The organism is Proteus sp. G4415, from assembly GCF_963896075.1.
Lineage (GTDB): Bacteria > Pseudomonadota > Gammaproteobacteria > Enterobacterales > Enterobacteriaceae > Proteus > Proteus mirabilis.
In genome coordinates this window covers 14,039-39,608 of sequence record NZ_CAWQOK010000064.1, presented here as the reverse complement: position 1 = coordinate 39,608, position 25,570 = coordinate 14,039, and the positions used below count along the sequence as shown (strand labels likewise).

28 protein-coding genes, 1 tRNA gene and 1 pseudogene are annotated in these 25,570 nt (G+C 39.7%); 13 read left to right on the top strand and 17 right to left on the bottom strand.

Annotated elements, in window-relative coordinates; translation table 11 throughout:
• The 3 genes and pseudogenes from AACU95_RS07145 to AACU95_RS07135 all read left to right on the top strand — a co-directional run.
• On the top strand, positions 1-270 hold the full coding sequence (locus tag AACU95_RS07145; RefSeq protein ID WP_004244841.1) for a hypothetical protein: 270 nt from the start codon (positions 1-3) through the stop codon (positions 268-270).
• 226 nt (positions 271-496) lie between these two features.
• Positions 497-769: a transposase gene (locus AACU95_RS07140; protein ID WP_017628332.1), complete on the top strand. Its 273-nt coding sequence runs from the start codon at positions 497-499 to the stop codon at positions 767-769.
• A 282-nt stretch (positions 770-1,051) separates the two neighbouring features.
• A pseudogene (locus tag AACU95_RS07135) lies at positions 1,052-1,234 on the top strand (IS3 family transposase); the annotation flags it as partial.
• Between the two features lie 337 nt (positions 1,235-1,571).
• On the opposite strand, the gene AACU95_RS07130 reads toward AACU95_RS07135, so the two are convergent.
• The 4 genes from AACU95_RS07130 to mutY all read right to left on the bottom strand — a co-directional run bounded on the left by AACU95_RS07130 (position 1,572) and on the right by mutY (position 4,384).
• A tRNA-Phe gene (locus AACU95_RS07130) sits at positions 1,572-1,647 on the bottom strand.
• Between the two features lie 260 nt (positions 1,648-1,907).
• On the bottom strand, positions 1,908-2,978 hold the full coding sequence (mltC, locus tag AACU95_RS07125) for a membrane-bound lytic murein transglycosylase MltC (RefSeq protein ID WP_004244838.1): 1,071 nt from the start codon (positions 2,976-2,978) through the stop codon (positions 1,908-1,910).
• A 62-nt stretch (positions 2,979-3,040) separates the two neighbouring features.
• Positions 3,041-3,313 carry an oxidative damage protection protein gene (locus tag AACU95_RS07120; protein WP_004244837.1) on the bottom strand — a complete coding sequence of 91 codons (273 nt, stop codon included), beginning with the start codon at positions 3,311-3,313 and terminating at the stop codon, positions 3,041-3,043.
• A gap of 30 nt (positions 3,314-3,343) precedes the next feature.
• Entirely contained in the window at positions 3,344-4,384 is a 1,041-nt protein-coding gene (mutY, locus tag AACU95_RS07115) for an A/G-specific adenine glycosylase (protein WP_004247375.1), read from the bottom strand.
• Between the two features lie 215 nt (positions 4,385-4,599).
• On the opposite strand from mutY, the gene trmB reads away from it, so the two are divergent.
• The 5 genes from trmB (at position 4,600) to AACU95_RS07090 (ending at position 8,554) form a co-directional block, all read left to right on the top strand.
• A complete protein-coding gene (gene trmB / locus AACU95_RS07110; RefSeq protein WP_004244835.1) occupies positions 4,600-5,319 on the top strand; it encodes a tRNA (guanosine(46)-N7)-methyltransferase TrmB in 720 nt (239 codons plus the stop codon).
• Positions 5,319-5,645, top strand: a complete 327-nt coding sequence (locus tag AACU95_RS07105; RefSeq protein WP_004244834.1) for a YggL family protein — start codon at positions 5,319-5,321, stop codon at positions 5,643-5,645. Before trmB ends, AACU95_RS07105 begins: the two co-directional genes overlap by 1 nt.
• 76 nt (positions 5,646-5,721) lie before the next feature.
• Complete coding sequence (gene glsB, locus AACU95_RS07100; RefSeq protein WP_012367555.1) at positions 5,722-6,648, top strand: glutaminase B; 927 nt, start codon at positions 5,722-5,724, stop codon at positions 6,646-6,648.
• 70 nt (positions 6,649-6,718) lie between these two features.
• Complete coding sequence (locus tag AACU95_RS07095) at positions 6,719-7,456, top strand: YggN family protein (RefSeq protein WP_004244832.1); 738 nt, start codon at positions 6,719-6,721, stop codon at positions 7,454-7,456.
• 147 nt (positions 7,457-7,603) lie between these two features.
• The gene (locus AACU95_RS07090; protein ID WP_012367557.1) at positions 7,604-8,554 is read left to right on the top strand and encodes a siderophore ABC transporter substrate-binding protein; all 951 of its coding nucleotides are present in this window, start codon (positions 7,604-7,606) and stop codon (positions 8,552-8,554) included.
• Between the two features lie 102 nt (positions 8,555-8,656).
• Here the strand turns inward: AACU95_RS07090 and hemW are convergent, their stop codons facing one another.
• Genes hemW through AACU95_RS07065 form a run of 5 tightly spaced genes read right to left on the bottom strand, consistent with a single transcriptional unit; the run spans position 8,657 to position 12,501 of the window.
• Entirely contained in the window at positions 8,657-9,787 is a 1,131-nt protein-coding gene (gene hemW, locus AACU95_RS07085) for a radical SAM family heme chaperone HemW (protein ID WP_004244830.1), read from the bottom strand.
• Positions 9,780-10,373: an XTP/dITP diphosphatase gene (locus tag AACU95_RS07080; protein WP_004244829.1), complete on the bottom strand. Its 594-nt coding sequence runs from the start codon at positions 10,371-10,373 to the stop codon at positions 9,780-9,782. The genes hemW and AACU95_RS07080 overlap by 8 nt, the downstream gene beginning before the upstream one ends.
• Positions 10,374-10,383: 10 nt before the next feature.
• Positions 10,384-10,947 carry a YggT family protein gene (locus AACU95_RS07075; protein ID WP_004244828.1) on the bottom strand — a complete coding sequence of 188 codons (564 nt, stop codon included), beginning with the start codon at positions 10,945-10,947 and terminating at the stop codon, positions 10,384-10,386.
• Between the two features lie 18 nt (positions 10,948-10,965).
• Positions 10,966-11,784, bottom strand: coding sequence for a pyrroline-5-carboxylate reductase (gene proC, locus AACU95_RS07070; RefSeq protein WP_004244827.1), 819 nt, complete (start codon positions 11,782-11,784; stop codon positions 10,966-10,968).
• 18 nt (positions 11,785-11,802) lie between these two features.
• Complete coding sequence (locus AACU95_RS07065; protein ID WP_004244825.1) at positions 11,803-12,501, bottom strand: YggS family pyridoxal phosphate-dependent enzyme; 699 nt, start codon at positions 12,499-12,501, stop codon at positions 11,803-11,805.
• 21 nt (positions 12,502-12,522) lie between these two features.
• Between AACU95_RS07065 and AACU95_RS07060 the strand changes: the two genes are divergently transcribed.
• Entirely contained in the window at positions 12,523-13,542 is a 1,020-nt protein-coding gene (locus AACU95_RS07060; protein ID WP_017628337.1) for a type IV pilus twitching motility protein PilT, read from the top strand.
• Here AACU95_RS07060 and ruvX read toward each other — a convergent pair.
• The 4 genes from ruvX to rsmE all read right to left on the bottom strand — a co-directional run bounded on the left by ruvX (position 13,539) and on the right by rsmE (position 16,332).
• Positions 13,539-13,958, bottom strand: a complete 420-nt coding sequence (gene ruvX / locus AACU95_RS07055; protein WP_004247382.1) for a Holliday junction resolvase RuvX — start codon at positions 13,956-13,958, stop codon at positions 13,539-13,541. The genes AACU95_RS07060 and ruvX overlap by 4 nt on opposite strands.
• The gene (locus AACU95_RS07050; protein WP_004244821.1) at positions 13,958-14,521 is read right to left on the bottom strand and encodes a YqgE/AlgH family protein; all 564 of its coding nucleotides are present in this window, start codon (positions 14,519-14,521) and stop codon (positions 13,958-13,960) included. The genes ruvX and AACU95_RS07050 overlap by 1 nt, the downstream gene beginning before the upstream one ends.
• Before the next feature lie 112 nt (positions 14,522-14,633).
• Positions 14,634-15,590 (bottom strand): glutathione synthase, encoded by a 957-nt coding sequence (gene gshB / locus AACU95_RS07045; RefSeq protein ID WP_141191995.1) that lies wholly within the window; start codon positions 15,588-15,590, stop codon positions 14,634-14,636.
• Between the two features lie 10 nt (positions 15,591-15,600).
• Positions 15,601-16,332: a 16S rRNA (uracil(1498)-N(3))-methyltransferase gene (gene rsmE, locus AACU95_RS07040; RefSeq protein ID WP_004244819.1), complete on the bottom strand. Its 732-nt coding sequence runs from the start codon at positions 16,330-16,332 to the stop codon at positions 15,601-15,603.
• Between the two features lie 247 nt (positions 16,333-16,579).
• Here rsmE and AACU95_RS07035 point away from each other — a divergent pair, with 247 nt between their 5' ends.
• Complete coding sequence (locus AACU95_RS07035; protein WP_074561797.1) at positions 16,580-17,212, top strand: prepilin peptidase; 633 nt, start codon at positions 16,580-16,582, stop codon at positions 17,210-17,212.
• 101 nt (positions 17,213-17,313) lie between these two features.
• Here AACU95_RS07035 and AACU95_RS07030 read toward each other — a convergent pair whose 3' ends face one another.
• Positions 17,314-17,979, bottom strand: coding sequence for a DsbA family protein (locus tag AACU95_RS07030; protein WP_017827570.1), 666 nt, complete (start codon positions 17,977-17,979; stop codon positions 17,314-17,316).
• Positions 17,967-18,839, bottom strand: coding sequence for an MBL fold metallo-hydrolase (locus AACU95_RS07025; protein WP_237612032.1), 873 nt, complete (start codon positions 18,837-18,839; stop codon positions 17,967-17,969). Before AACU95_RS07025 ends, AACU95_RS07030 begins: the two co-directional genes overlap by 13 nt.
• 104 nt (positions 18,840-18,943) lie before the next feature.
• Between AACU95_RS07025 and AACU95_RS07020 the strand changes: the two genes are divergently transcribed.
• A complete protein-coding gene (locus AACU95_RS07020) occupies positions 18,944-19,864 on the top strand; it encodes a LysR family transcriptional regulator (protein ID WP_004244813.1) in 921 nt (306 codons plus the stop codon).
• On the opposite strand, the gene AACU95_RS07015 is transcribed toward AACU95_RS07020, so the two are convergent.
• The gene (locus AACU95_RS07015) at positions 19,841-20,767 is read right to left on the bottom strand and encodes a LysR family transcriptional regulator (protein WP_004244812.1); all 927 of its coding nucleotides are present in this window, start codon (positions 20,765-20,767) and stop codon (positions 19,841-19,843) included. The two genes, AACU95_RS07020 and AACU95_RS07015, sit on opposite strands and share 24 nt — an antisense overlap.
• A gap of 109 nt (positions 20,768-20,876) precedes the next feature.
• Here AACU95_RS07015 and lysA point away from each other — a divergent pair, with 109 nt between their 5' ends.
• Positions 20,877-22,121 carry a diaminopimelate decarboxylase gene (lysA, locus tag AACU95_RS07010; protein ID WP_017827569.1) on the top strand — a complete coding sequence of 415 codons (1,245 nt, stop codon included), beginning with the start codon at positions 20,877-20,879 and terminating at the stop codon, positions 22,119-22,121.
• Between the two features lie 133 nt (positions 22,122-22,254).
• Here the strand turns inward: lysA and fadE are convergent, their stop codons facing one another.
• Positions 22,255-24,702, bottom strand: a complete 2,448-nt coding sequence (gene fadE / locus AACU95_RS07005; RefSeq protein WP_141191997.1) for an acyl-CoA dehydrogenase FadE — start codon at positions 24,700-24,702, stop codon at positions 22,255-22,257.
• Positions 24,703-24,940: 238 nt separating this feature from the next.
• Between fadE and lpcA the strand changes: the two genes are divergently transcribed.
• Entirely contained in the window at positions 24,941-25,519 is a 579-nt protein-coding gene (lpcA, locus tag AACU95_RS07000; RefSeq protein ID WP_004244807.1) for a D-sedoheptulose 7-phosphate isomerase, read from the top strand.
• Positions 25,520-25,570 lie beyond the last annotated feature (51 nt).

Here is a 25,570-nt window from a genome sequence, read left to right as displayed (position 1 = left end):
ATGAGCGATACTATAATGCAATCAACATGGCAAACTAAGGAGTTGGGTATGGTAACCAGAAAAGGAAAATCTGTTACGCCTGAGTCTTCGTTTTTCCAAACGCCACACATTATTCAGACTCGAGAAGATGGAAGTACTGTTAGTACTGTTTGTAGTCGTAGTGGAAAAGAAGTGACCTTTGTTACTCCAAAAGGAAAAAGGATCAGAGCATCACAGAATGAAGTTTTTAATACTTTATTGAAATCTATAAAATCAGTAAATCATTCATAAAATAAATAGTTATTGGATACAGAAAAAGAGAGTTTAGACTCTCTTTTTGCATATCTATGGTGTAGCTAGTGGTTTTAATTACAAAATTAATTTCTGATTACTCAAGCTCTTGATATTTTCTTACGGCAACAATGAGTGTTGAAGGATTAGCGACTGCTTAATTGATCTGCTTTAATCAAACAAGACACTTTAATAATGGAATATAATTTAACTATTGAAGTGTTGAATGAAAAAACGAACAAACCGAGTTTATACTCTTGAGTTTAAGCAAGAAGCGGTCGCATTAGTCTCAAAACAAGGTTATAGCGTCTCAAAAGCGGCAGCTTCTTTAGGGATCACCGATAAATTACTTTATAACTGGAAAGCAAAATTCGACGCTGAGCAATCCGGTAGTAGCTTGAATTCCGATGAGAGAGCTGAAGTATTAAGGTTTCGAAAAGAAAATAAAGAACTTAGGATGGAGAAAGAAATCCTAAAAAAAGCAGCGCCCTCCAGCTAAAGGAAACCAAGTAACGTTTAAAACGATTAAGCAATTACCTTCTCAGTTTCCCGTGCAGAAGCTCTGTAAGTTAATGAAAATAAGTCGTTCTGCCTACTACGCTTGGCTTAAACGCCCAGCAAAATTGATCACCGCAGAACCAAAGCTATCTTTGAACAGAGTCGAAATAGCTTAGGTTACATAACGTGACATAAACGGTTATGCAAAGAGGGCTTTAGCGTGAGTGCTTATGGCGTTCAAAAGCTAATGGCTCAGCTTGGCCTAGTCGTCACTCAGCGTGTTGCTTACAAAGTCACCACAAAACGCAAACACAGTGATGCGGTAGTCGATAATTTGTTAAATCAAAATGTTAATCCTCACGCACCTAACGAAGTGCGGGCGGGTGATGTGACCTATTTAAAAACAGGGGAGGGCTGGGTGTATTTAGTCATCGTGATGGACTTATACTCACGCCGTATTGCGGGTTGACACATCGATAAACGAATAACGGCAGATTTAGTTGTGCAGAACAATTAGGGCATGCCAGTATTACATCGACATTAGAATACATTGATGAAAGTGTTGATAACTTGCGAGATATACTTGAAGCGGAATTGATGTGATAAGAATAACAAGAGGAGTATCTAGATTTGACAGTGATTAGGAAAGAAAGTAAAAGTGACAAATAAAAAAAACAGCCTTGATATGAGCAAGACTGTTTAGTTTAAGAGTTTTAACATAAAGTGACTGTGCCAAATTATATTATTTTTCAACTCTTGTTTGCCCTCTCAGTGATTTAACTCACTGACGAACAAAAGAAATATGGTGCCCGGACTCGGAATCGAACCAAGGACACGGGGATTTTCAATCCCCTGCTCTACCGACTGAGCTATCCGGGCAACGGGGCGTATTAAACCCGATCTCACCGTCTTCGTCAACGTTATTTATCACAAAACTGTTCAATCGCTGTTTTTTTAATCTTATTGATTAATAAAAGACTCTTTTTTTCACAGAATGAGTAAAAAGAGTACTGAAGTGATTTTTGTTGTCGCAGAGCAATAAAGAAAAAATGTGGCGAAGTGAACAAAAGCAGGGTACCGATAACAAAAAAGCTTACCCAAATTGATTGGGTAAGCTTTATTTTTAACCATAATAATGGTTAACGATAGTTACGTTGCGCGGTGCTTACCTTTTCAAGATAACGCCGTGATTGGTCGGCCGGATGTTTATTGCGCAATGTCGTATAAACTTCCGTCGGCGCTAAGTTATTAATCATCGCGGCTGCTTTTTTCTTATCACTGTGGAAGATGCGTAACACACTACCCGCACCGCCATTGTAAGCCTGTATCACCGCATAGCGACGAGAAACGGGATCTTTAATGTCACCTAAGTAGCTATTTTGTAATATCGAGATATACGCTGTACCAACATCGATATTATTCGCCGGATCAAATAAGTAACTGCGACTTGGCTGTCCTGATTTACCTTGCATACGAAATACATCTCGTCCGGCTGTTGCTGGCATAATTTGCATTAAGCCTAGTGCATCTGAGCTACTTACCGCATAGGGGTTGAAGCTGGATTCAATTTGCATAATGGCAAGGATCAGGGAAGGTTCAACACCATACTTGGCCGCGGCTTGTTGTACATAAGGTAAGTATTTATGTGCACGTTTATCTAAGTGGTTAGGTACTAAGTTAATAGTGACATACCAAATAGTGTTCAGCCCTGATTGACGTTTTTGTAATTTATTGGCAATTAGATAATCTGCAAATTTATTTGCTCGCCACTCCCAGCGTATAGGCTGCCCTGTATTATCAAGTACTTGTCCTAATAAAAAAGGCTCTGTACTGTGGGGAATATTATTTACATCAGAATAGAGGTCGATAGAGCCGGGATCTTCTCCCATAAGCAATGTCGTGACAATCGCTTTATGTAATTGGAATTGAGGCGCGTCACCCCCTAGGGTTTCTATAGTGATGGTACCCGCTTCAAAATTAATATGGCTACGAGTTCTATAAGCGTCCGTATATTTTACGTAGTCTTTAGGGCCTGCGATTAATACTTCCTGCATTCCCCAAATCATCTCGATATTATTGGCAAATTGTCCCATTAATATATCGAAGGCATTGGTGTCTTTGCTGTAATCAGGCTCAAAAGTTTTAGTGGGTTTACTACTACATGAGATGAGTAGAGGGGCGATAATCAGCAAGAGAAGGATTTTTTTCATGGTCTATTGCATCGCTCTGGTGAATAAAACTCCAGAGCCGTAATGGCTCTGGAAAATGGATATTATTTTTCAGGTGGTGTGTAGCCGTCAATATGAACATCGTGGCCTTCAAATAAAAATCTTACCATCTCTTGTTCTAATAATTTGCGATCGTCAGGATTCATTGTGTTGAGTTTTTTCTCATTGATAAGCATGGTTTGCTTTGCCATCCATTGACCCCAAGCTTCTTTAGAAATCTCATTGAAAATGCGTTTTCCAAGCTCTCCTGGATATAACTGAAAATCAAGTCCATCCGCTTCTTTATTTAGGAAAGTACAAAAAATAGTTCTACTCATAATAAATCCTCAAATATCGCCGGTATTAGCTTAGGCTAATTGTCTAAGTAAATTCTCTACAGGTGCCGCAAGCCCTACGCTTGCCGGGGTTTGTAAGTTATACCAAAGTCCTTGTTGCGCCTCCATCAGAGAGGTAAACGTGGAGAGTTTTACGCAAATTGGTACTATATCTAAATGAAAATGGCTAAAAGTATGTCTAAATGAAATTAATTGCTCAGTTTTATTATTTTCAAGACCATGCTCAGTTAGCCACTGTTCTAAAAGCATTTTTGTTTCAAACTGAGGAAAGGCGAACAGTCCTCCCCATATTCCTGCTGGTGGTCTTTTATCTAACCAGACCAGATTATCATATTGTAAAATAAGAAAATAAGTTGTTTTTTCCGGAATAGCCTTTTTAGGTTTTTTCCCCGGATAATCCGCCCAACTATGGTGAGCATAAGCAATACAACCTGTATTTAAAGGGCAAAGTTCGCATTTTGGTTTTGTTCGCGTACAAACCATTGCCCCTAAATCCATCATTGCTTGATTAAAATATTCAACCCCTTTGGTTGGGGTGACTTGTTCACTGATTTCCCATAATTTATTTTCAACTTCTTTTTTACCCGGCCAACCTTCTACAGCATAACAACGCGCTAAAACACGTTTCACATTGCCATCAAGAATAGGGTAAGGCTTTTTTAGTGATAGCGATAAAATAGCCCCTGCTGTAGAGCGTCCCACACCCGGTAAAGCACAAACGTCCTCAAAGGTATCAGGAAACTGTCCTTGATGCTTATCTACAATGTGTTGTGCCGCCTTATGTAAGTTTCTGGCGCGGGCGTAATAACCTAAACCCGTCCATAAATGTAGCACCTCATCAAGTGGCGCTTTCGCTAATGCGCTAACATTCGGAAAACGCGCAATAAAACGCTCAAAATAAGGGATCACCGTGGCAACTTGAGTTTGTTGTAACATCACCTCAGATAACCAAACGTGATAAGGCGTTTTTTCTTGTTGCCAAGGTAATGTTTTGCGCCCGTATTTGTGATACCAGTCGAGTACGACTTGCGAGAACTGCTGTGCTTCCATCATATTTTATTTTTAACTCAGATCTGTATAAGGGTAAGATTGCACCACAGAGAGCATAAACTGTAAACATCCTTAATATTTATCTTATAGAGTGATGCTTATATAGGTGACTCTTGCTAAAATTGGCTATCTTTGGATAATGTCGCTTAAATGTATACTATAACGACATTATAACGTTATTAAGTTAATAATTGGCCTAACGACTGACAGTATTAGACATGATCAAGAATGTAATTTCTCCGGAATTCAATGAAGAAGGGCGTGCTTTACGACGCGTTCGTAGTTTTGTTCGCCGACAAGGCCGTTTAACTCCTCGTCAGGAACAAGCATTAGAAAAGCAATGGCCTATCTTTGGCATTGAATATCAACCGGAACCTATCGACTTCAGTCAGGTTTTTGGACGTAACGCCCCTGTTGTTTTAGAAATTGGTTTTGGAATGGGCGCTTCGTTGGTGACTATGGCAAAAAATTCGCCAGAAAATAATTACTTTGGTATTGAGGTACATGCCCCTGGTGTAGGTGCTTGCCTTGCCAGTGCACAAGAAGAGAATATCTCAAATCTGCGAGTTATGTGTCATGATGCGATAGAAGTACTCAATCACATGATCCCAGATAATAGTTTACAGATGGTTCAGTTGTTTTTTCCTGATCCATGGCACAAAGCGCGTCATAATAAACGTCGTATTGTGCAAGTACCATTTGCAGAGTTAATTTTAACTAAATTAGCGCCAAACGGTGTTTTCCATATGGCAACAGATTGGGAACCCTATGCAGAACATATGCTTGAAGTTATGACAAGTGTTGATGGATATCAGAACTTATCAGAAACTCAGGATTATGTACCACGACCAGAAACACGCCCCGTGACTAAGTTTGAACAACGCGGTCATCGTTTAGGGCATGGAGTATGGGATCTTATGTTTAAGAGGGTAAAATAATGGCTAAACAACGTAGTCGCCGTTTACGCAAAAAAATGCGTATCGATGAATTTCAGGAATTAGGTTTTTCAGTTAAATGGACGTTCCCAGAAAATACCCCTATTGAGGAGGTCGACAGCTTTGTTGATGACTTTATCCTTAATGTGATAGAGCCAAATGGGCTGGCATTTGATGCGAGTGGTTATCTGAGTTGGGAAGGCCTGATCTGTCTACAAAAAATTGGCAAATGTACCGAAGAGCATCGTCAATTAGTAGAAAACTACTTAAAAGAAAAAAATATGCAAGATGTACAGACCTCTGAACTATTTGACGTTTGGTGGGACTAATAAAAAGTTATACATTTTTAGCAAATAATCACAAGGGCATCCAACAGGATGCCCTTGTCTGTCTAGGGAATCAGCTGTGACTACAACGTTATCTAACGCATTATTGTCAGATATATTGCAACAAATTCGTCCTTTAATTGGGCAAGGAAAAGTAGCAGATTATATTCCTGCTCTCGCTCAAGTACCTGCTAATCAACTGGCTATGGCCGTGTATACGGTTGATGGTGAGCTTTATCAAGCGGGTATGGCCGATAAACGTTTCTCTATTCAGTCTATATCAAAAGTACTTAGCTTAACCCTTGCGTTAACACGTTATGATGAAAGCGAGATTTGGCAACGAGTAGGCAAAGAGCCTTCAGGATTACCTTTTAATTCGTTGATCCAGTTAGAAATGGAAAAAGGGCTACCACGTAATCCTTTTATCAATGCTGGAGCGATAGTGATTACGGATATGTTGCAATCGCGATTAAGTGCGCCAAAACAGAGAATGTTAGAAGTTATTCGTGCACTGACGAATACAGCTGATATTTGCTATAACACCGTTGTGGCAAAATCAGAGATGGAACATTTAAGTCGTAATGCTGCCATTGCCTATCTGATGAAATCGTTTGATAATTTTGATAATGATGTTATCACCGTATTAGAAACCTATTTTCACTATTGCTCGATTGAAATGAGTTGTGTAGAGCTTGTTCGTTGTTTTAGCTACTTAGCGAATCAAGGAATATGTGTTGGAAGTAAAAATCAGATTATTACGCCAAGACAAGCCCGACAAATAAATGCGTTAATGTTAACTTGTGGTATGTATGATGGTGCGGGAGAGTTTGCTTTCCGTATCGGTATTCCCGGTAAGTCTGGGGTGGGAGGCGGTATTATTGCTGTGGTTCCTGATGCCTTTACCGTAGCAGTATGGTCACCAGAGTTGGATAAATCTGGTAACTCATTGGCGGGGTGTGCTGCCCTTGAATTATTAGCAAACAAAGTAGGGCGCTCAATATTTTAAGTGGCTGTAGCGCCAAGAATGCGCAATGTTAGGTAAAAAAGTAGTTCAATACGCTTCTAGGAGAGCGATTATGGGATTTAAAAAGTTGGTCGTTGCATTGGTTTTTGTCGCAAGTTCAGCCACTGCTGCACCCAGTTTTGACTGTGCTGTCACGCCAAAAGATGATTTACGTATTACACCTGAATTTGTTGAAGTGGCCGGCTCTAATGGTTTACTTGTTATTTATCCCGATGGCACGTTACTGCGCGATGAAAAGAGCGTCACACTAACCCCTGAGCAACAAGCTATTGCGAAAAAATATCAAGCGACAGTTAGGCAAGATATTCCTTGGTTAAGAAAAGAGACGGGAATTAAATTACAAGAGTCAAGAAAAGTACTGGATAAAGTTGTTATTGAAGCCTTTGGGCAAGATAGCCGTATTTTAAAGCGCTTAAGTGACTTAGAAAAAAATCTTAATCAACAAATGGATACTGTTATTTCGCTCAAGCCTGATAATGTCACATTCCATGCTCAAGCGATTAAACAGGTCGAAACCAAAGGGCGAGAAATAATTGAGAGTAGCCTTGGGGGGATGTTGCAAGATAGCATTAATGAATTAGGTCAAAAACAATTACTAGCTGCTGCGAGTGGTGATAGGAAAAAAGCCTTAAGTGGATTATTAGGTAATCTTGATGGTTTTCAACAAATCATCGAAAAAGAGTGGAAGCAACAAGAAGCTTCATTTAATCAATTTGGGCAGCAGGCATGTAATAAAATCACCCAAATGGAAAACCAACGTGTCGAATTGATAAATTCACTAAACAAATAGCTTTATCCTTACAGTAAATAAGAGTTATAGATTGTTGATTCACAATAGTTGAAAATAACAATGAAAATCATTCTTATTCAATTGACATGTAAAGTAAGCTGTTTAGAATGCCCTGCTTAAGTATTCCACTTAAACAGGGCTAAATTCATGAAAAAGATCCTTGCGTTAGTTACTGCCTCTCTTCTGTCAGTTAGCAGTTTTTCTGCATTAAGTAATACCTCAGTTACATACCAGCCTAATCAAATTGTTGAACAGCAAAATGATAAAGTTGTTATCAAGCACCTATTAGGTGAAACCGCAGTATCTAAAAATCCGTCTAAGGTTGTACTGTTTGATTTTGGTCTATATGACTCTTTAGTTGCATTAGGTTTAGCGGATAAAGTGGTTGGTTTACCATTAGGAAATGCACCTGAATATATTAAAGGGCGTATTGCGAATGATGTGGCTAATGTTGGGGGAATGAAAGCCCCTGATTTTGAGAGACTCGCTGAGCTTAAACCTGATTTAATTATTATTACCGGTCGTCAAGGCGCTTCTTATGAGAAACTCACAAACATTGCCCCCACGATTAATTTAGGTACAAATAGTGCGAATTATCTTGATTCAGTGGAAGCGAATATTCAATTAATAGGTGAATTATTTGATAAGCAACAAGCTACTCAAACACAATTAGCAACATTGAATACCGTGATTGAACAGGCTCAGAAAAAAGCGGCAGGATCAGATAAAAAAGTGTTGGTCTTACTGCACAATGCAGGCAATTTAATGCCCAATAACCAAAGCGTGATTTACGATGTGGTTAAAGCGAAGAAAGCAGAATTACCACCTGTTGCTGAAGAAGAGAAAGGCAAACGTCGCGTGGTTACTTCTGAAATGATCGCCAAAGTAAATCCGGATGTTATTTTTATTATCGATCGCAGTGAAGCCATTGGTGCCGGTAAATTAGAGAAAAACACCTTTGAAAATGATGAAGTGAAAACAACTTCTGCTTATAAAAATGGTGGTATTGTTTATTTGCAATCTGATCTTTGGTATCTCTCTGGTGGTGGATTAGAAAGTCTTACTCAGCAAATTGAAGCGGTGCAAAGTGCACTTTAAAATCAGTGATAATGGTTATAAGCGCCGATAAATAAATTATGCCCATAGTGTAAATGAACAGTATGGGCATTTGTTTATTAACGAAATAAGTGAATTTTCGTATTAAAGAAAGAGTTCAAGTAATGAATTAAGAAACAGTTTACCGTGGGGCGTTATCTGCCAATGGGTTTCTGTTTCACTGATATAACCTAATGCGAGTGCCTCATCAATTTGTCTACGGATAGTCTCTTGTGCAAGCCCCGTGTAGTCGCTAAAATCTTGCCGAGGAAAAGCTTCTAATAACCGAAAGCGGTTCATAAAAAATTCAAATGGACGGTCATCATTATCAACCCAATTTTGCTGGTGAAGATAACGTCCTGCCATAAAACCTTTAGGATGTTTGGTTTTTACCGTTCTCATAATTCGGCCATCGGCAAAACTTATTTTTCCATGAGCACCACAGCCAATACCTAAATAATCCCCAAAACGCCAATAGTTTAGGTTATGTTGACATTGAAAACCTGGCTTACAATAAGCCGATGTTTCATATTGTTGATATCCTGCTGCGGTAAGTAATTTGTCACCTTCAGAAAAAATATCCCACAACATATCATCATCAGGTAATTTAGGCGGACGGGAGCCAAATTGTGTATTGGGTTCAATAGTTAATTGATACCAAGAAAGATGTGGGGGAGATAAAGCGATTGCTTGCTGTAGATCTGAGAGTGCTTGAGATAATGATTGGTCAGGTAAGCCATGCATTAAATCAAGATTAAAGCTACGTAAGCCTAACTCTTTTGCTAGTCTCGCGGCATTTTTAGCTTCATCGGCATCATGAATGCGCCCTAAGCGGATCAGTTTATCATTACCAAAACTTTGTACGCCAATGGATATACGGTTAATTCCCGCCCGTTGAAAACCGGCAAATCGTTCAGCTTCAACCGTACCAGGATTGGCTTCCATCGTAATTTCAGCATCAGGAGCAACGGCTATGCGCTCTTTTACGCCATACAGTAAATCGGCCATTGATTCAGCACTTAATAGGCTTGGCGTGCCACCACCAATAAAGATAGTTTGCACTTCACGAGAGCCAACATGAGTAAGATCAGCATCTAAATCATTGAGCAGATGTTGCACATATTCCTGATGTGGAACTTCGCCTTTTAAGGTGTGAGAATTAAAATCACAATAAGGGCATTTTTGTACACACCAAGGAATATGAATATACAAACTTAATGGTGGTAACTTAAGCATTCTTAAGTGCATCCAACATTAGTTTTAGTGCTTTACCACGGTGAGAGTATTGATTTTTTTGCTCTCTGGTTAATTGTGCCGCAGTGCAATTTAGCTCAGGGATAAAGAAAATAGGATCATAACCAAATCCACCATCACCTTGCATTTCTTGAGTTAACACACCTTGCCAAATACCATGGAAAATCAGCGGAGTGGGATCGTTTTCATGGCGTAGATAAACTAACACACAGTTAAACTGAGCTTGACGTTTCTCTGCGGGAACATCTTTCATTGCTTCGAGTAATTTATCTACATTTTGCTGATCGGTTGCCTCAATACCAGCATAACGAGCAGAGTAAATGCCCGGAGCACCACCTAATGCATCAACCGAGATCCCTGAATCATCAGCTATAGCCGGTAAGCCTGTTACTTTGGCAGCATGACGCGCCTTAATTAGTGCGTTTTCTACAAAAGTAAGACCTGTTTCTTCAACTGAGCCAACACCTAGCTCAGTTTGTGCGACAATATCTAAACCAAAATCAGCGAGTAATGAGGCTAACTCTGTTACTTTACCGGGGTTTCCAGTAGCAAGAACCACTTTTTGCATATTATCTTCCTTAGTAAAGTGTCATGGTGATTAGCCACTGTAAAACATCTACACGTAAATAATTCAGGGCATAAAGGATCAGGATAACAATCATGGCTGAGAAATCTAATCCTCCCATTGCCGGAATAACACGGCGAATTGGGGCCATTAAAGGCTCAGTTAATTGGAAGAGCAGATGATCGATAGGATTACGTCCTTGACTGACCCAACTGAGAATTGCACGGATGATAATCATCCAAAAAATAATCTTACCTGCTGCGGTGAGTAATTCAATAAATGCGAAGGGTAGGACTAAAGAAAATGGAATAGCACCACCTGCTCCGGATAAGTAAGAAGGGAGGATAATTTCTAATAACACTAAAACATATGCCAAGATGACCGAAGCAGTATCAATAGAGCCAATAGAGGGGATAATTCTTCTTAATGGGCGCACAACAGGTTGGGTAATTTTAACCACAAATTGTGAAAACGGATTATAAAAATCAGCTCTTACACATTGCATCCATACACGAAGTAGTAGCACGGAAATATAGAGTTGAATAAGAGTCAGAATGACGAAATTTAAAAAGTTCATTAGTTGGCCCTGATGAAATTAAAACTGTTTTTCCATTTCTTGCGCTCGTTTAATCGCCGCTTGCATCGCTAAAGCAACATTCTCAGGTAATTTACCTGCATAGAATTGTGCCAATGCTGCAGCTGTTGTGCCACCTTTTGACGTTACTTGTTCACGTAATGTTGAAAAAGGTAAGCTATTTTGTTTTTCAGCTAATGCAGTAGAGCCACTGGCTGCTTGTTGTACAATAGCTCTTGCTACGTCGGCTGAAAAACCTAAGCGCTCGGCTTCTTGTTGCATAGATTCCATAAACAAGAAGAAATAAGCAGGCGCACTACCCGCAACGGCGATAATATCATTGATAGCTGATTCTTGCTCTACCCAAACCGTCGTACCGACACTTTTCATTAACGCATCAGCAAATTGTTTATCTTCAGGGGTAATAGTGTTTTGAGCAAACATACCGCTTAACCCTTTGCCAACCAGTGCTGGGGTATTTGGCATGATGCGGATCAGTCGTAGCGAAGTGGCTAAATAATCATTATAACGAGAAGCTGGAATACCCGCGGCAATGGTTAGCACTAATTTTTGACCAAAATCGATATGTTGTAATGGCTTACAAACTTCAGCCATCATTTGCGGTTTGACGGCTAATACGATGACATCGGCATTTTCAACAGCACTGATGTTGTCGCAAGTACTCTGTATGGCAAACTCTTTTTCTAAAGGCTCACGTCGAACCTCTGAAGGTGAACTTACCGTAATATTTTTTGCGGGATAACCACCATTAACCAGTCCTGCAATAATAGCGTGTGCCATATTTCCGGCACCAATAAAAGCGATATTGCGATGTTCCATACTAATTTAACCTCTTTTTTATTTATTGGCGTAATCACGAGCGCCAAAAATGGCCGTTCCAATACGTACCAGTGTTGAGCCACAGGCAATTGCTGCTTCCATATCACCAGTCATTCCCATCGACAATGTATCAATATCGGGGTACTGGTTTTGTAACTGTTTAAATGCCTGATGCATTTTCTCTAGTACCTCGACTTGCTTGTTATAGTCATTTTCTGGGGCAGGAATAGCCATTAGTCCGCGCAGTTTGATCCCTGGCAGAATGGATATTTGTGCAGCAAGGCCATCAAGCTCGGTAAGAGAGATCCCTGATTTACTGTTTTCATCACTAATATTTATTTGGATCAAAACATTGAGTGGCGGTAACGTAGTTGGACGTTGATCACTTAATCTTTGCGCTATTTTTAATCTATCTATGGTATGGCACCAGGCAAAATGTTCAGCAACAAGACGTGTTTTATTGGACTGCAATGGGCCAATAAAGTGCCAAACTAAATTTTTGTTTTCAGCAAAATAGCTAATTTTATCTACACCTTCCTGCACATAGTTTTCACCAAATTCAGTTTGTCCACATGCAATTGCTTTTTCGATATCGCTCACAGGCTTAGTTTTACTAACTGCAAGTAGGGTTATTTCGTCTGGAGAACGCCCGCATTTTTGCGCTGCGGTGTCAATGTGAGACCTGACATTGACGAGATTCTGTTTAATAGTATTCATGGCAACTCAGGAGATAATAAGATGAATATGGAAAAATTAATTATATATAGTGTAAAGCATAATGCTTCCGATCTGCACCTTTGTTGTGGCGATGTGCCACGATTACGGATCAATGGCGTACTTTATCAACAAAATCAATGTAAACCTATTACTTCTGATACGCTACTCAAATGGATAACACCTTATCTGACCACAGCGCAATTGCAATTTTTTGGTAAGGAGGGGCAAGTTGATACGGCGATAACTCTTGCTGAGGGGCAGCGCTTACGAGTGAATTTATTTCGCCAACAATTAGGGATATCCGCAGTACTAAGAGTGATAAATTCACAGCTCCCGACATTAACATCACTACGCGTACCAAAATCAATCACTGCATTATTAGATAATGTTTCTAATGGACTTATTTTAGTGACGGGAGCAACAGGGAGTGGTAAATCATCCACATTAGCAGCGATGATTGATTATCTCAATCAGCATAAGCGTCAGCATATTCTTACTTTGGAAGCGCCAATAGAGTTTATTTACACCAATAAGCAAAGCATTATCCAACAACGTGAAATAGGGCGCGATGTACAAAATATAGCGAGTGCAATAAAAGCCGCATTACGTCAAGATCCCGATGTAATTATGCTAGGGGAATTAAGAGATCTAGAAAGTATTAAAATGGCATTAATTGCGGCTGAAACGGGGCATTTAGTACTAGCAACATTACATACGCAAGGCGTTGTTCAAACGTTAGAGCGTGTCACTAATGTATTTTCATCCAATGAACGACAATGGATCTCGGCACAATTAGCTGGAAGCTTAAAAGCAATTATTTCTCAGCAATTGGTTCCAGCAACACAAGGCGGGCGTGTTGCCCTGTTTGAAGTGATGTATATGACGCAGGGGATTGCACATCTGATCAGAGAAGGGAAATATCATCAAGTGACGACATTAATGCAAACTGGGTTTGAATATGGCATGCAAACCTTCACTTTAAGTCGCCAACAACGTCAATATGAAGGTTTGCTCAATGAGCACATCAATGAAGAAAATTAATACTGCCGTTCAAACCAGCTTTCTAAAATAATAACGGCAGAAGTTGCATCAACACTGCCTTTATCTAAAGAGCGATACCCCCCTTGTTCAAAAAGGTGAGCACGGGCTTCTACTGTGCTAAGGCGCTCATCATGTAAGGCGATTTGTACGCCAAAGCGTCCATGCAAGCGATTAGCAAATTTTTTGGCTTGGGTAGTCACTAGCTGTTCTGTACCGTCCATATTAAGAGGCAAACCCACCACCACTAAATCCGGCTGCCATTCTTTAATGATTTTTTCGATTTGACTCCAATCTGGAATACCATCTTTAGCTTTAAAGGAGGCTAATGGCCTTGCTGTCCCTGTAACTTCTTGACCTATTGCGGCTCCAATACTTTTGGTGCCAAAATCAAACCCCATTACCGTTCTATTTGACATTATGCATGACCAGCCGTTGGTGAAATTGTGTGGATATCGATACCAATTAGTTCGGCGGCTTTATGCCAACGCTCTGCAATTGGGGTATCAAAAATGATTTGTGGGGTTGCTTCAACGGTAAGCCAACTATTTTCTAAAATTTCTCTCTCGAGCTGGCCTTTTTCCCAACTGGAATATCCTAATGAGACTAAGGTTTTTTCAGGCTGTCTTGCTGTACCTAATGTTTCTAACACATCTTTTGACGTGGTGATCATGGTGCTATCGCTGATTTTAATACTTGAGCTAAAACCAGAAACAGGGGTGTGTAAGATAAAACCATGCTCTTCCGCTACAGGGCCACCAGACATAACCGGTTTTTGTAAGCTAATCGCACTATCTCTATCTGCTGAGAATATCTCCAACTGCTCTAAGACACTTTCAATAGAGATATCTTCAATCGGCTTATTAATAACTAAACCCATTGCACCGTTTTCATTATGTTCGCAAACATAGACGACCGAGCGTTGAAAGAGCGGATCGCTTAATGATGGCATAGCAATAAGAAAATGGTTGAGTAAATTCATAATAGTAATACTGTTCTCTGATTGTTTTTATTAAAAAACCTAGCCCTATTGATAATGTTTAATATAAGGGCTAGGTAAAGACTTTTAAACCTTAAAACACATCGTTTAAAAATTAGTTTTTCTTGTTAAGGCGAGTTTCAATAGCATCCATTAACATACCTGTAATAGAAACCTCAGGATAAGCCGCTTCAATCTCACGTGCACAAGTCGGGCTTGTAACATTAATTTCCGTTAAACGATCGCCAATAACATCTAATCCAACAAAAATAAGGCCTTTTTGTTTTAAGATAGGTGCTACTTGGCGTGCAATTGCCCAATCGCTTTCTGTTAATGGGCGCGCTTCTCCACGGCCACCAGCGGCTAAGTTACCACGGGTTTCCCCTTTGGCAGGGATACGGGCTAAGCAATAAGGAACCGGCTCTCCATCAACTACCAGAATACGTTTATCACCATCAATAATTTCTGGTAAGAAATTCTGTGCCATACAGAAACGGTGACCGTGCTCTGTTAAGGTTTCGATAATAACACCGACGTTTGGATCATCTTTTTTCAGGCGGAAAATAGAAGCGCCACCCATACCGTCAAGTGGTTTAAAAATCACATCACCATGTTTTTCATGGAAAGCACGAAGGTGTTTGGCTTCTCGAGTGACTAATGTATTTGGCGTTAATGAAGGGAACCATGCTGTAAAGAGTTTTTCATTACAATCACGTAAGCTTTGTGGTTTATTAACAATTAAAGTCCCCATATCTTCAGCACGTTCAAGAATATAGGTAGCATAGATAAATTCGGTATCGAATGGGGGATCTTTACGCATTAAAATGGTATCAAGGGAGCCTAACGCAATATCTTGCTCTTGACCAAATTCAAACCACTTTTCAGGGTTTTCTTCTACACTTAACAGACGTGTGTGAGCACGGGCTTCACCTTGATTAAGATAAAGATCGTTCATTTCCATATAATGGATTTCCCAACCACGGCGCTGTGCTTCGAGTAACATGGCAAAGCTGGTATCTTTTTTAATTTTGATGGATGAAATAGGATCCATCACAATACCTAATTTAATCATTATTTCTCCTTTATCCCAGATCGCCGAACCGAACCTGCAAAGCGGTGATTGCGGTGAGTGCTGTTGTTTCAGTTCTTAATACACGAGGACCTAATAAAATATCAGTAAAATGGTATTTTGCTGTCATGGCAATTTCTTCAGGAGATAATCCCCCCTCAGGGCCAATTAATAGTCGTACTTTTTTAACTGGAAGTGGCAAGGTATTAATACTTTGGCTTGCTCTAGGGTGTAAATTAAGTTTTAAGCTATCATCCGTTTGGGCACACCACGCCTCTAATGACATCACCGGCATAAGCTGTGGAATTTTATTTCTGCCACATTGTTCACAGGCTGAGATAATAATTTTTTGCCATTGCTGATGCTTTTTTTCTAAACGACTAGGATCTAGTTTAACACCACAACGTTCAGAGATCAGCGGAGTAATGGTGTTAACACCTAATTCAACGGACTTTTGGATAGTAAACTCCATTTTCTCACCACGTGAAAGTACTTGGCCTAAATGAAGATCAAGTGGGGATTCTCTATCATCCATTTGTCCTTCATTAATCTGCACAATCACTGATTTTTTGCTGCTTTCGATAATATCAGCATCAAATACTTGATTGGAGCCATCAAAAAGTGCCAGTTTTTGGCCTTTTGACATTCTTAATACTCGTCCAACGTGATTTGCAGCTTCTTCTGCTAATGAAGTTTGTGTACCTGCACTGAGTGGCTCTGGATGATAAATGCGAGGAATACGCATAACGTGAAACCCTTACGTAAAATGTTAACCATGATAAACAAGATATTGTGATATGCATCATACGCATGCCATTAGCTCATGCAAGTTATCAGGTGGCTTTTTCTATCATTATAGCTGGATTTTATTTGCGAGATTTGTCGTAAAACTTCATGTTTGCAATATGATAAAACAACCATTGCTTGGAAGTAATAGCATTCTATTTTAGAGTCCTAGATTAGGAACTCGCAAATATCAAGGATAGATATTTATGTTATTACCGCAAAACATCATGATTACAATGGCCTTTTTTACCTTTTTAAAAGGGTGTAGCGATTATTTCTCTACCTCTGTTTTAGCACGCCTCTCACCTATTCGTTATCAGCAATTGTGGCAAGTCTATTTAATTATCTGTTTTTATTGGTCTTTTACTATTTCTAATTATTCGTTATTAATATTATTTCTATTGTTTAGTTTTTACCTCTTAACTCTCTCGTTTTTCGATGCAGATTATCTTCAGCTACCTGATAACTTAACTTTTTGGTTACTTTTCTTTGGAATTACGCTTAATTTAACGCCTTATGGCGTGATTTCTTCAACTTGCTCTTTTTATGGCTGTTTAGTCGCAAGCTTGTTTTTTTATAGTATTTATTGGCTCGGTTATTGGATATATCAAGAGACTATTTTGGGGTTGGGTGATGTAAAGCTTTTTAGTGCCATAGGCGCTTGGTGTGGAATAGAACTATTACCTTATATCCTCTTTTTCGCTGCACTATTAGGGATTGTTATTTATATGCTTATTTGGGCTTTTACTAATGTGAAGATAAAGCAGATTGCCTTTGGCTCTTGCCTTGCATTTTCAGCGATAGTTGTTTTAAGAGTAAAGACAATAATAATGTATTGAATAGGCTAATATTTCTTGCTGAATATTAAATAAGAGTGAGGTGTAGAATTTGTCTACACCTTCAAGTCTCTATCATTATTTACTCTATTTTCAGTAAGGTATTACAGCGTTTGTTTTAGAAAAGAAGTCCAACTTTTTGTATCGCCAAAATAATTCTCTACTGGGATCAACTGGTAGGTTTGGTTATCTTCAATACATAGCGTTGGGAAACCACGACCATTTACTTGATGCATTAATTGTTGAGTTTGCTGTATATGTTGAGTTATTTCATACTCATTTACTTGCGTAAATAGCGTCGAAAAAAGGGTGATATCAAACCCGAGTTTTTGTACGATAAAAAATAGCACATCTTTATCACTAATATTTAATCCATCAAGATAATAGGCATCTTGTAACGCTTTTAATAACATAACATCTCTATCGCCCATTTTTCTTGCTACCAATATCGCTGCAATTGGCATCAGTGAGTTTAATGTCATCTCTGTATTGGCGAGGTTATCACGGTATTGCTGGCTAAAAATTTGTCCCGATAACTGGCTAATACGTTCATCGATAGGGGTAACATGCTCTTTCCATGCATCGCCCCCTGTCACTTTTCTTGTCGGGGTAAATAATCCCCCACCATGTAGTGTTAGTACATGTGGGTATTCGTGACTCACTACTTCAATAAGTGGGGCAATGCCGTAGCACCACCCACAAAGTGGATCGTAAATATAGTGCAGCTTTTTGGTGCTATTTTCTTGGTTCACATGGCTTACTGAGGCCATTTCATCTCTCCTTTAAGGACTTTTGCGCTAAGCTCTAAACTCGATTTATCTGCTAAGTCAGGATAACTTTTTTCCATCGCCGCAATAAATTGTTCTGAGTTTTGAGTTTCAGCGAGTTTAATTTCTGCCTCTTTAAGGTAATTCATTGTGAAATCAACAGAACGCATATCATAATTGCTTTTTGGAACATAATGTCCTGGAATAACCGTTTTAGGTGATAACGTTTTAATCTGTTGTAACGCTTCTAGCCAATATTGGCGTTGTGCTTTAGATTGAGTATCTGCTAGCCACACATGAATATTTTCAGACAGTATTACCCCACCCATAATAGCATTCAGTTTTGGCACATAAACATAGGTTCTTTCTGGAGATTGGCTATCTAATCCTTTGATATAGAGTTTTTCACCTTCAAGAGAAAAACTATCACCAGTAACGACTTCAGGAATGATAACTTTTTTAGGGGCATTGTCTTTGAGGACAGGCCCCCAGTAGGCAAGTTTTCCTGCTTGGGTTTCATTAATGATTTTGACGGTGGGAGCTGAGGCAATCACTTTAGCATTTGGAAATGCTTCAGTAATGACATCTAACCCAAAATAAAAATCGGGATCAGAATGGCTGATATAGATATAAGTTAAGTTTTTCCCTGATGCTTTAATTTTATCGACTAAGGCTTGAGCATCATTTTTTTGGAATTGAGCATCGATTAAGACAGCATCTTTATCACCATAAATGATTTCAGATGAAACAGGGAATACACTGGCATCACCGGGATTGTAGATATCTAATGTTAACTCTGCTGCCATAACAGAAGTGGCGAAAAACGCAGTAGTTGCAAGTGTTAAAGGAAGTAATTTTTTCATCTTTATTTTCTCCATCATGTTGATGCGTTCTATAATAGGTTGCATGAAATGGGAGAAAAACCCTGTTTTGGTGAATACATTGTTGCATAAATCGAGCAAATAATATGGACAAAATTAAAGCATCAGAGGTTTTTGTGACCATCGTTAAGCAAGGTAGCATGATTAAAGCTGCTGATTATCTAGGTATGTCTAGAGCAATGGTGACGCGCTATCTTAATGAAATGGAGGAGTGGGCTGGGGTGCGTTTGTTGCATAGAACAACCCGTAAGCAGAGTCTGACTTCCGTGGGAGAATTAGTTTATCAACAAAGTTTACAACTGCTAGAGATGGCCGAGCGTATTCCCGCGAATATTCCCAAAGAGAGTCACCAAATCAGTGGGCTGGTGCGTATTACAACGGCACAATCACTCGCTAATTGTGCATTATCTGTGGCTATAACTGAATTTATACAACTTTATCCTCTTATTGCAGTCGATTTGCAGATATCTAATCAGACAGTCAATCTTATTGAAGAGCGTATTGATATTGCATTGCGTATTACCAACCATTTAGAGCCTAATCTGATAGCCCGCCCTTTAGCAAAATGTCTTTCTGTGGTTTGTGCTCATAAAGATTATTTAGCTAAACATGGTATCCCTAACACGCCGGATGATTTGACTTATCATCAATGTCTCACATATCGCTTTTTTGGCAGTAGCTTGTGGGAGTTTAGTTTAGGTGATGAGCGTTATTCTGTTCCTGTAGGTGGTAATTTAAGTGCCAATGAGTCTGTTGTGTTATTGCAAGCCACTTTGCAAGGTGCCGGAGTCTCCTTACAACCTTACTGCTCAGCAAAACCCTATCTTGAACGGGGTGAGTTAGAAATTTTGTTAGCGGATTATCAGCCACAGCCTATGGGAATTTATGCCGTGTTAGCGAGCCGACAAAATATGCCCGCAGCCGTGCGTGTTTTACTGGATTTTCTGGTTGACTGGTTTGCTTCTTCGCCTCATTGGTTGTCATTATCGGGTGAACGCGTGAGTTAATTGTTTTGGGTAATTAGCTAAAGTGGTTTTCATCACATCAATAAAATAGCGCACAAGTTGTGATGAGGGGCGATGAGATGGTGTGATCAAACTCACCGTAAATGGAATGGTAAAACTCAGTGGCCGTATACAGAGATCACTATATTGATAATCAAGGGCGGTAATAGGGTTAACGATAGAAACACCAATGCCTTTACTCACCATGGCACAAATTGAGGCCGCACTTTGTGTTTCCATGATCAATTGTCGAGTGATCCCCTGTTTAATAAACATAGCATCAATAAGTTGTCGATAACTATCATTAGCAGATAAGCTGATAAAACGAGTTTGATGAAAGTCTTGTGGCTGCAGTAATGCTTTTTTACTTAACACATGAGACTTTGGCAAAATAGCGACTTCATTTAACGTTAGCAGTGTTTCTTGTTGGGTTCCGGCAGGTGTTTGTGTGTGCTCAGTTAGCCCTAAGTCATAATGTTGTGCAGATAACCACTCCTCTAATAAAGGAGACTCCTGTGGCACTATCGTTAAATTAACCTCGGGATATTGGCTGAGAAATTGTTGGCAAATTGAGGGTAATAGTGATTGAGCAAATGCCGGTAAACAGGTGATATTTAATTCCGCTTGATGAAAATGGCGAATACTATTGGCTGCGGTAATAATGCGGTCAAGTCCATAATAAGAGCGCTGTACCTCTTCAAAAAATCTTAATCCCTCCGTGGTAGGTTGTAGTCGACCTTTAATTCTATCAAATAGCTTAAATGACAATAGCTGTTCAAGACGTGATAGTTCGCGACTGACTGTGGGTTGAGACGTTTTCAGTAAATCTGCCGCTTCGGTTAGGTTTTGTGTGGTCATCACTGCATGAAAAATTTCAATATGTCGCCAACTAAATGGAGTTTTCATAAATTTTATCCTATATCACAAGTGAATAGACTATAGCTAATTTGATATTTTTATTCCCGCTTTAATTGCTTAATAATATTTTTATTCACCCTACATTGCTGAGTAAAAAATGATGACAACATCCAACAATGCGATCCTATCTCAATTAGCACAAACTTATGGCACGCCATTATGGATCTATCAAGGTGAGACTATTTCTGAACATATTGAGCAATTAAAAGCCTTTGATGTGGTTCGTTTTGCACAAAAAGCCTGCTCTAACATTCATATTTTACGGTTAATGAAACAGCAGGGCGTTAAAGTTGATTCTGTCTCACTAGGTGAAATTGAGCGGGCGTTGGTTGCCGGTTTCCAAGGTGGTCGCGAGCGTAGTGAAATTGTCTTTACCGCAGATTTACTCGATGAAAAAACGATTGAACGTGTGGTTGAATTAGATATTCCGGTTAATGCAGGTTCTATTGATATGCTTCGCCAACTTGGAGAACGTCATCAAGGGCACGCGGTGTGGATAAGAATAAATCCTGGGTTTGGTCATGGACATAGCCAAAAGACCAATACAGGTGGGGAAAATAGCAAACATGGTATTTGGTATGAAGATGTGCCAGAAGCATTAGCGGTGATTAATCAATACAATTTGAATTTGGTTGGTTTCCATATGCATATTGGCTCAGGGGTTGATTATCAGCATTTAGCGAGTGTCTGTGATGCAATGGTTGAGCAAGTACTCACCTCTAATGTTGATATTAAAGCCATCTCGGCCGGTGGGGGATTGTCAACACCTTATCAGCAAGGAGATAAAAGAGTCGATTTAAACCACTATTTCTCTTTATGGGATAGTGCTCGTCAACGTATAGCGCAACACCTTGGGCATGATATTGAACTGGAAATTGAACCAGGACGCTTTTTAGTGGCTGAGTCTGGCGTGTTAGTGTCACAAGTAAGGGCGGTTAAGTCGATGGGAAATCGTCATTATGTGCTGGTGGATGCAGGGTTTAGTGATTTAATGCGCCCAGCTATGTATGGTAGTTACCATCAAATCACATTATTAGATAAATACGGCCAATTAAAATCTAGCGAGTTTCAACAAGAAACCATAGTTGCGGGGCCTCTTTGTGAATCTGGTGATGTGTTTACCCAGCAAGAAGGAGGAATGGTTGCTCCTCGTTTATTACCTCCGGCAGAAGTTGGTGATTACTTAGTTATTCATGATACGGGGGCTTATGGTGCATCAATGTCATCTAACTATAATAGTCGTCCCCTTATTCCTGAAGTGTTAATTTCACAGGGCATACCTCAATTAATTAGACGTCGTCAAACCATTGAAGAGCTATTAGCGCTAGAAATTAACCTGTAACTTTTACTATTCCTCCCAGTGTGATCATCTCCCAATAAAAAACACCTCATTATTAAATTAAAATAATGAGGTGTTGTATCCGTGTTTCAGTCGTTAAATGGCAGACTATTTATTGACGATCATAACGGCATAATTAGGCTGCTTTATCTGTTTTTATTGTATCAGTTGACGACTTTTTTGCCGGCACCGCCAAGGCATCAAAGTCAAATTCATCCACATTAATACTACGTAAACGGCTTTGCTCCGCTTTGCGTAAGATATCTGCTTCTTCGGGAGTCACTCGTTTATCAGCTAAAGCCTTATCCGCTAATTTATCTAATTGAGTGAAGCTAAATTTCTTTTCATAGAGTCGACAGATACGTTCAAACAGTGGCTCTGCGGCTAAAATATCGAGCAGAGCTTCTTCCATTAAACCATGAGGATTGTGCTCACTGGGTGTGAGGAATTGTCCTTTACCAATACGATCACGGGTTTCAGAAGGTTGTTGGATAATTTGAGCCACTTTACTATCTAACTTATCTGAAGGCAGTTTCTGCACTTTACCCAGAGGGAAAATAAGGGCGCGCAGAGCTCCTGCAACAAAACGATTTGGGAAATTGCGTAATAGCTCATCAATGGCATTTTCTGCTTGGTATAAACACTCTTTAATACCCCAGTGTACCAGTGGTAAATCAGCGGTATTACGACCTTCATCCTCATAACGTTTTAGCACCGCAGAGGCGAGGAAAATATGACTTAAAATATCGCCAAGTCTTGCAGAAATACGTTCACGACGTTTTAAACTACCACCTAAAACCCCCATGGCAACATCAGAAAGTAACGCCATGTTGGCACTGAGCCGGTTAATTTGTTGGTAATAACGACGAGTTTCATCTTTTGTTGGCGCGGTACTTAAGCGACCATTAGTGATACCTAACCAAAGGCTACGTAATGTATTACTGGCAACATGGCCTAAGTGACCAAATAAGGCATGATCAAAGTCGTGTAAGTTGTTATCTCTAGCTGCTGCAATTTCATCTAAAACATAAGGGTGGCAACGAATAGCCCCTTGTCCATAAATGATCATGCTACGAGTGAGAATATTAGCGCCTTCCACCGTAATGGCGATGGGGGAGCCTTGATAAGAGCGAGCCACAAAGTTGGAAGGGCCAAGACAAATCCCTTTCCCACCAACAATATCCATTGCATCAATAATCCCGCGTTGCGCTCTATGGGTACAATGATATTTTACGATAGCAGAAAGTACGGCAGGCTTTTCTCCTAACATAATACCTGTGGTAATTAAGGTTGAAGCTGCGTCCAAGAGATAAGCATTACCAGCAAGGCGCGCTAATGGCTCTTCAATTCCTTCCATCTTCCCGATAGGAAGCTTAAATTGACGACGAATTCGAGAGTAAGCACCTGTTGCCATTGCTGCACTTTTTAAGCCTCCAGTGGAGTTAGATGGCAGTGTGATACCACGACCGACTGAAAGACATTCCACCAGCATTCTCCAACCTTGGCCTGCCATTTTTGGACCACCGATAATAAAATCGATAGGAACGAAAACATCTTTACCACGAGTGGGACCATTCATAAAAGGAACATTGAGTGGGAAATGGCGATGACCAATTTCTACCCCTTTTACGTCGGTTGGAATTAAAGCACAAGTAATACCGGGATTTTCATTATCACTCAGTAGATGGTCTGGATCGCGAAGTTTAAAAGCGAGTCCTAATACTGTGGCTATAGGTGCTAAAGTAATATAGCGTTTATTCCATGTGAGACGAATACCAAGGACTTGCTCACCTTGCCATTCCCCCATACAAACCACACCACTATCAGGGATAGCGCCAGCATCAGAGCCTGCTTCAGGACTGGTTAATGCAAAGCATGGAATTTCATCACCTTTGGCTAAACCGGGTAAGTAACGTTTTTTCTGCTCATCAGTACCATAATGTTGCAATAACTCACCTGGACCTAATGAATTAGGTACACCTACAGTGATGGCGAGAATACCAGAAACACCCGCGAGCTTTTGCAGTACACGAGATTGTGCATAGGCAGAAAACTCTAATCCGCCATACTCTTTTTTGATAATCATCGCAAAGAAGCGATGGTCTTTTAAATATTGCCAAATCTCAGGAGGTAAATCAGCTAGTTCATGTGTGATTTGGAAATCATTGGTCATGCGACAAACTTCTTCAACTGGACCATCCAGAAAAGCTTGTTCTTCAGCGGTAAGTTGTGGCTTAGGATAATTGTGAAGTTGTTTCCAATCTGGTGCTCCACGGAATAATTCACCTTCCCACCATGTTGTTCCCGCATCAATGGCCTCTTGCTCTGTCTTAGACATAGATGGCATCACTTTTTGGAAAGCCTTTAGTGCAGGGGCAGAGATATATGCTTTGCGAATAGAAGGAAGAGTGAATGGTAATAATATCAATGCAACGGGCAGTAATAGCCAGTAGCTCCAGATATTGGCTAAACCCATCACGAAAGTATAAGCAATAAGTAAGATACTGCTTACTACAAGGCTGTATTTTCGGTAACTAAGTATACCGATGAGAACTAAGAAAAGCACAATACTGAGTAGGGTCATAATAAAACTCCTGTATTTGCAAGACATCAGAGGTCAGACCTGTTATGTGTTATTTAGATCTAATGCAGTCACCAAGTTTTAGCAATATTTTTACATTCTAATTACAATGTAGCTCACAAATTATTCGTAAATGAGAGAAGTTAGCATTTGTAGGTAAAGAGGTGCTTCTTTCGTATCATTGGATCCGTTACACTGAGAAATAGATATTTTTTGATCCCTTTTCTGGAGTAAAAATCCTATGTACCAAGATCTTATTCGTGGCGAATTAACTGAAGCGGCAGATACACTCTCTCGTTTTTTACAAGATGATGCGAATATTGAAGCCATTCAAAAAGCAGCTGTATTATTAGCAGACTCATTTAAAGCAGGCGGCAAAGTTTTATCCTGTGGTAATGGGGGATCACACTGTGATGCCATGCATTTTGCAGAAGAATTAACGGGGCGCTATCGTGAAAATAGACCCGGTTATCCTGCTATCGCAATTTCTGATGTGAGCCATATTTCTTGTGTGAGTAACGACTTTGGTTATGAATATGTTTTTTCACGTTATGTGGAAGCGGTAGGTAAAGAGGGTGACGTATTACTGGGGATCTCAACTTCCGGTAATTCAGGCAATATTATTAAAGCCATTAGTGCCGCTCGTGAAAAAGGTATGAAAGTTATTACTCTAACAGGTAAAGATGGCGGAAAAATGGCAGGGAGTGCAGATATTGAAATTCGTGTCCCTCATTTTGGTTATGCCGACCGTATTCAAGAAATCCATATCAAAGTTATTCATATTCTGATCCAGCTGATTGAAAAAGAAATGGAAAAATAACGATATAGTAATATTGCCTTATATGAATAATTAAAGTGTGAGTAAGTAGGA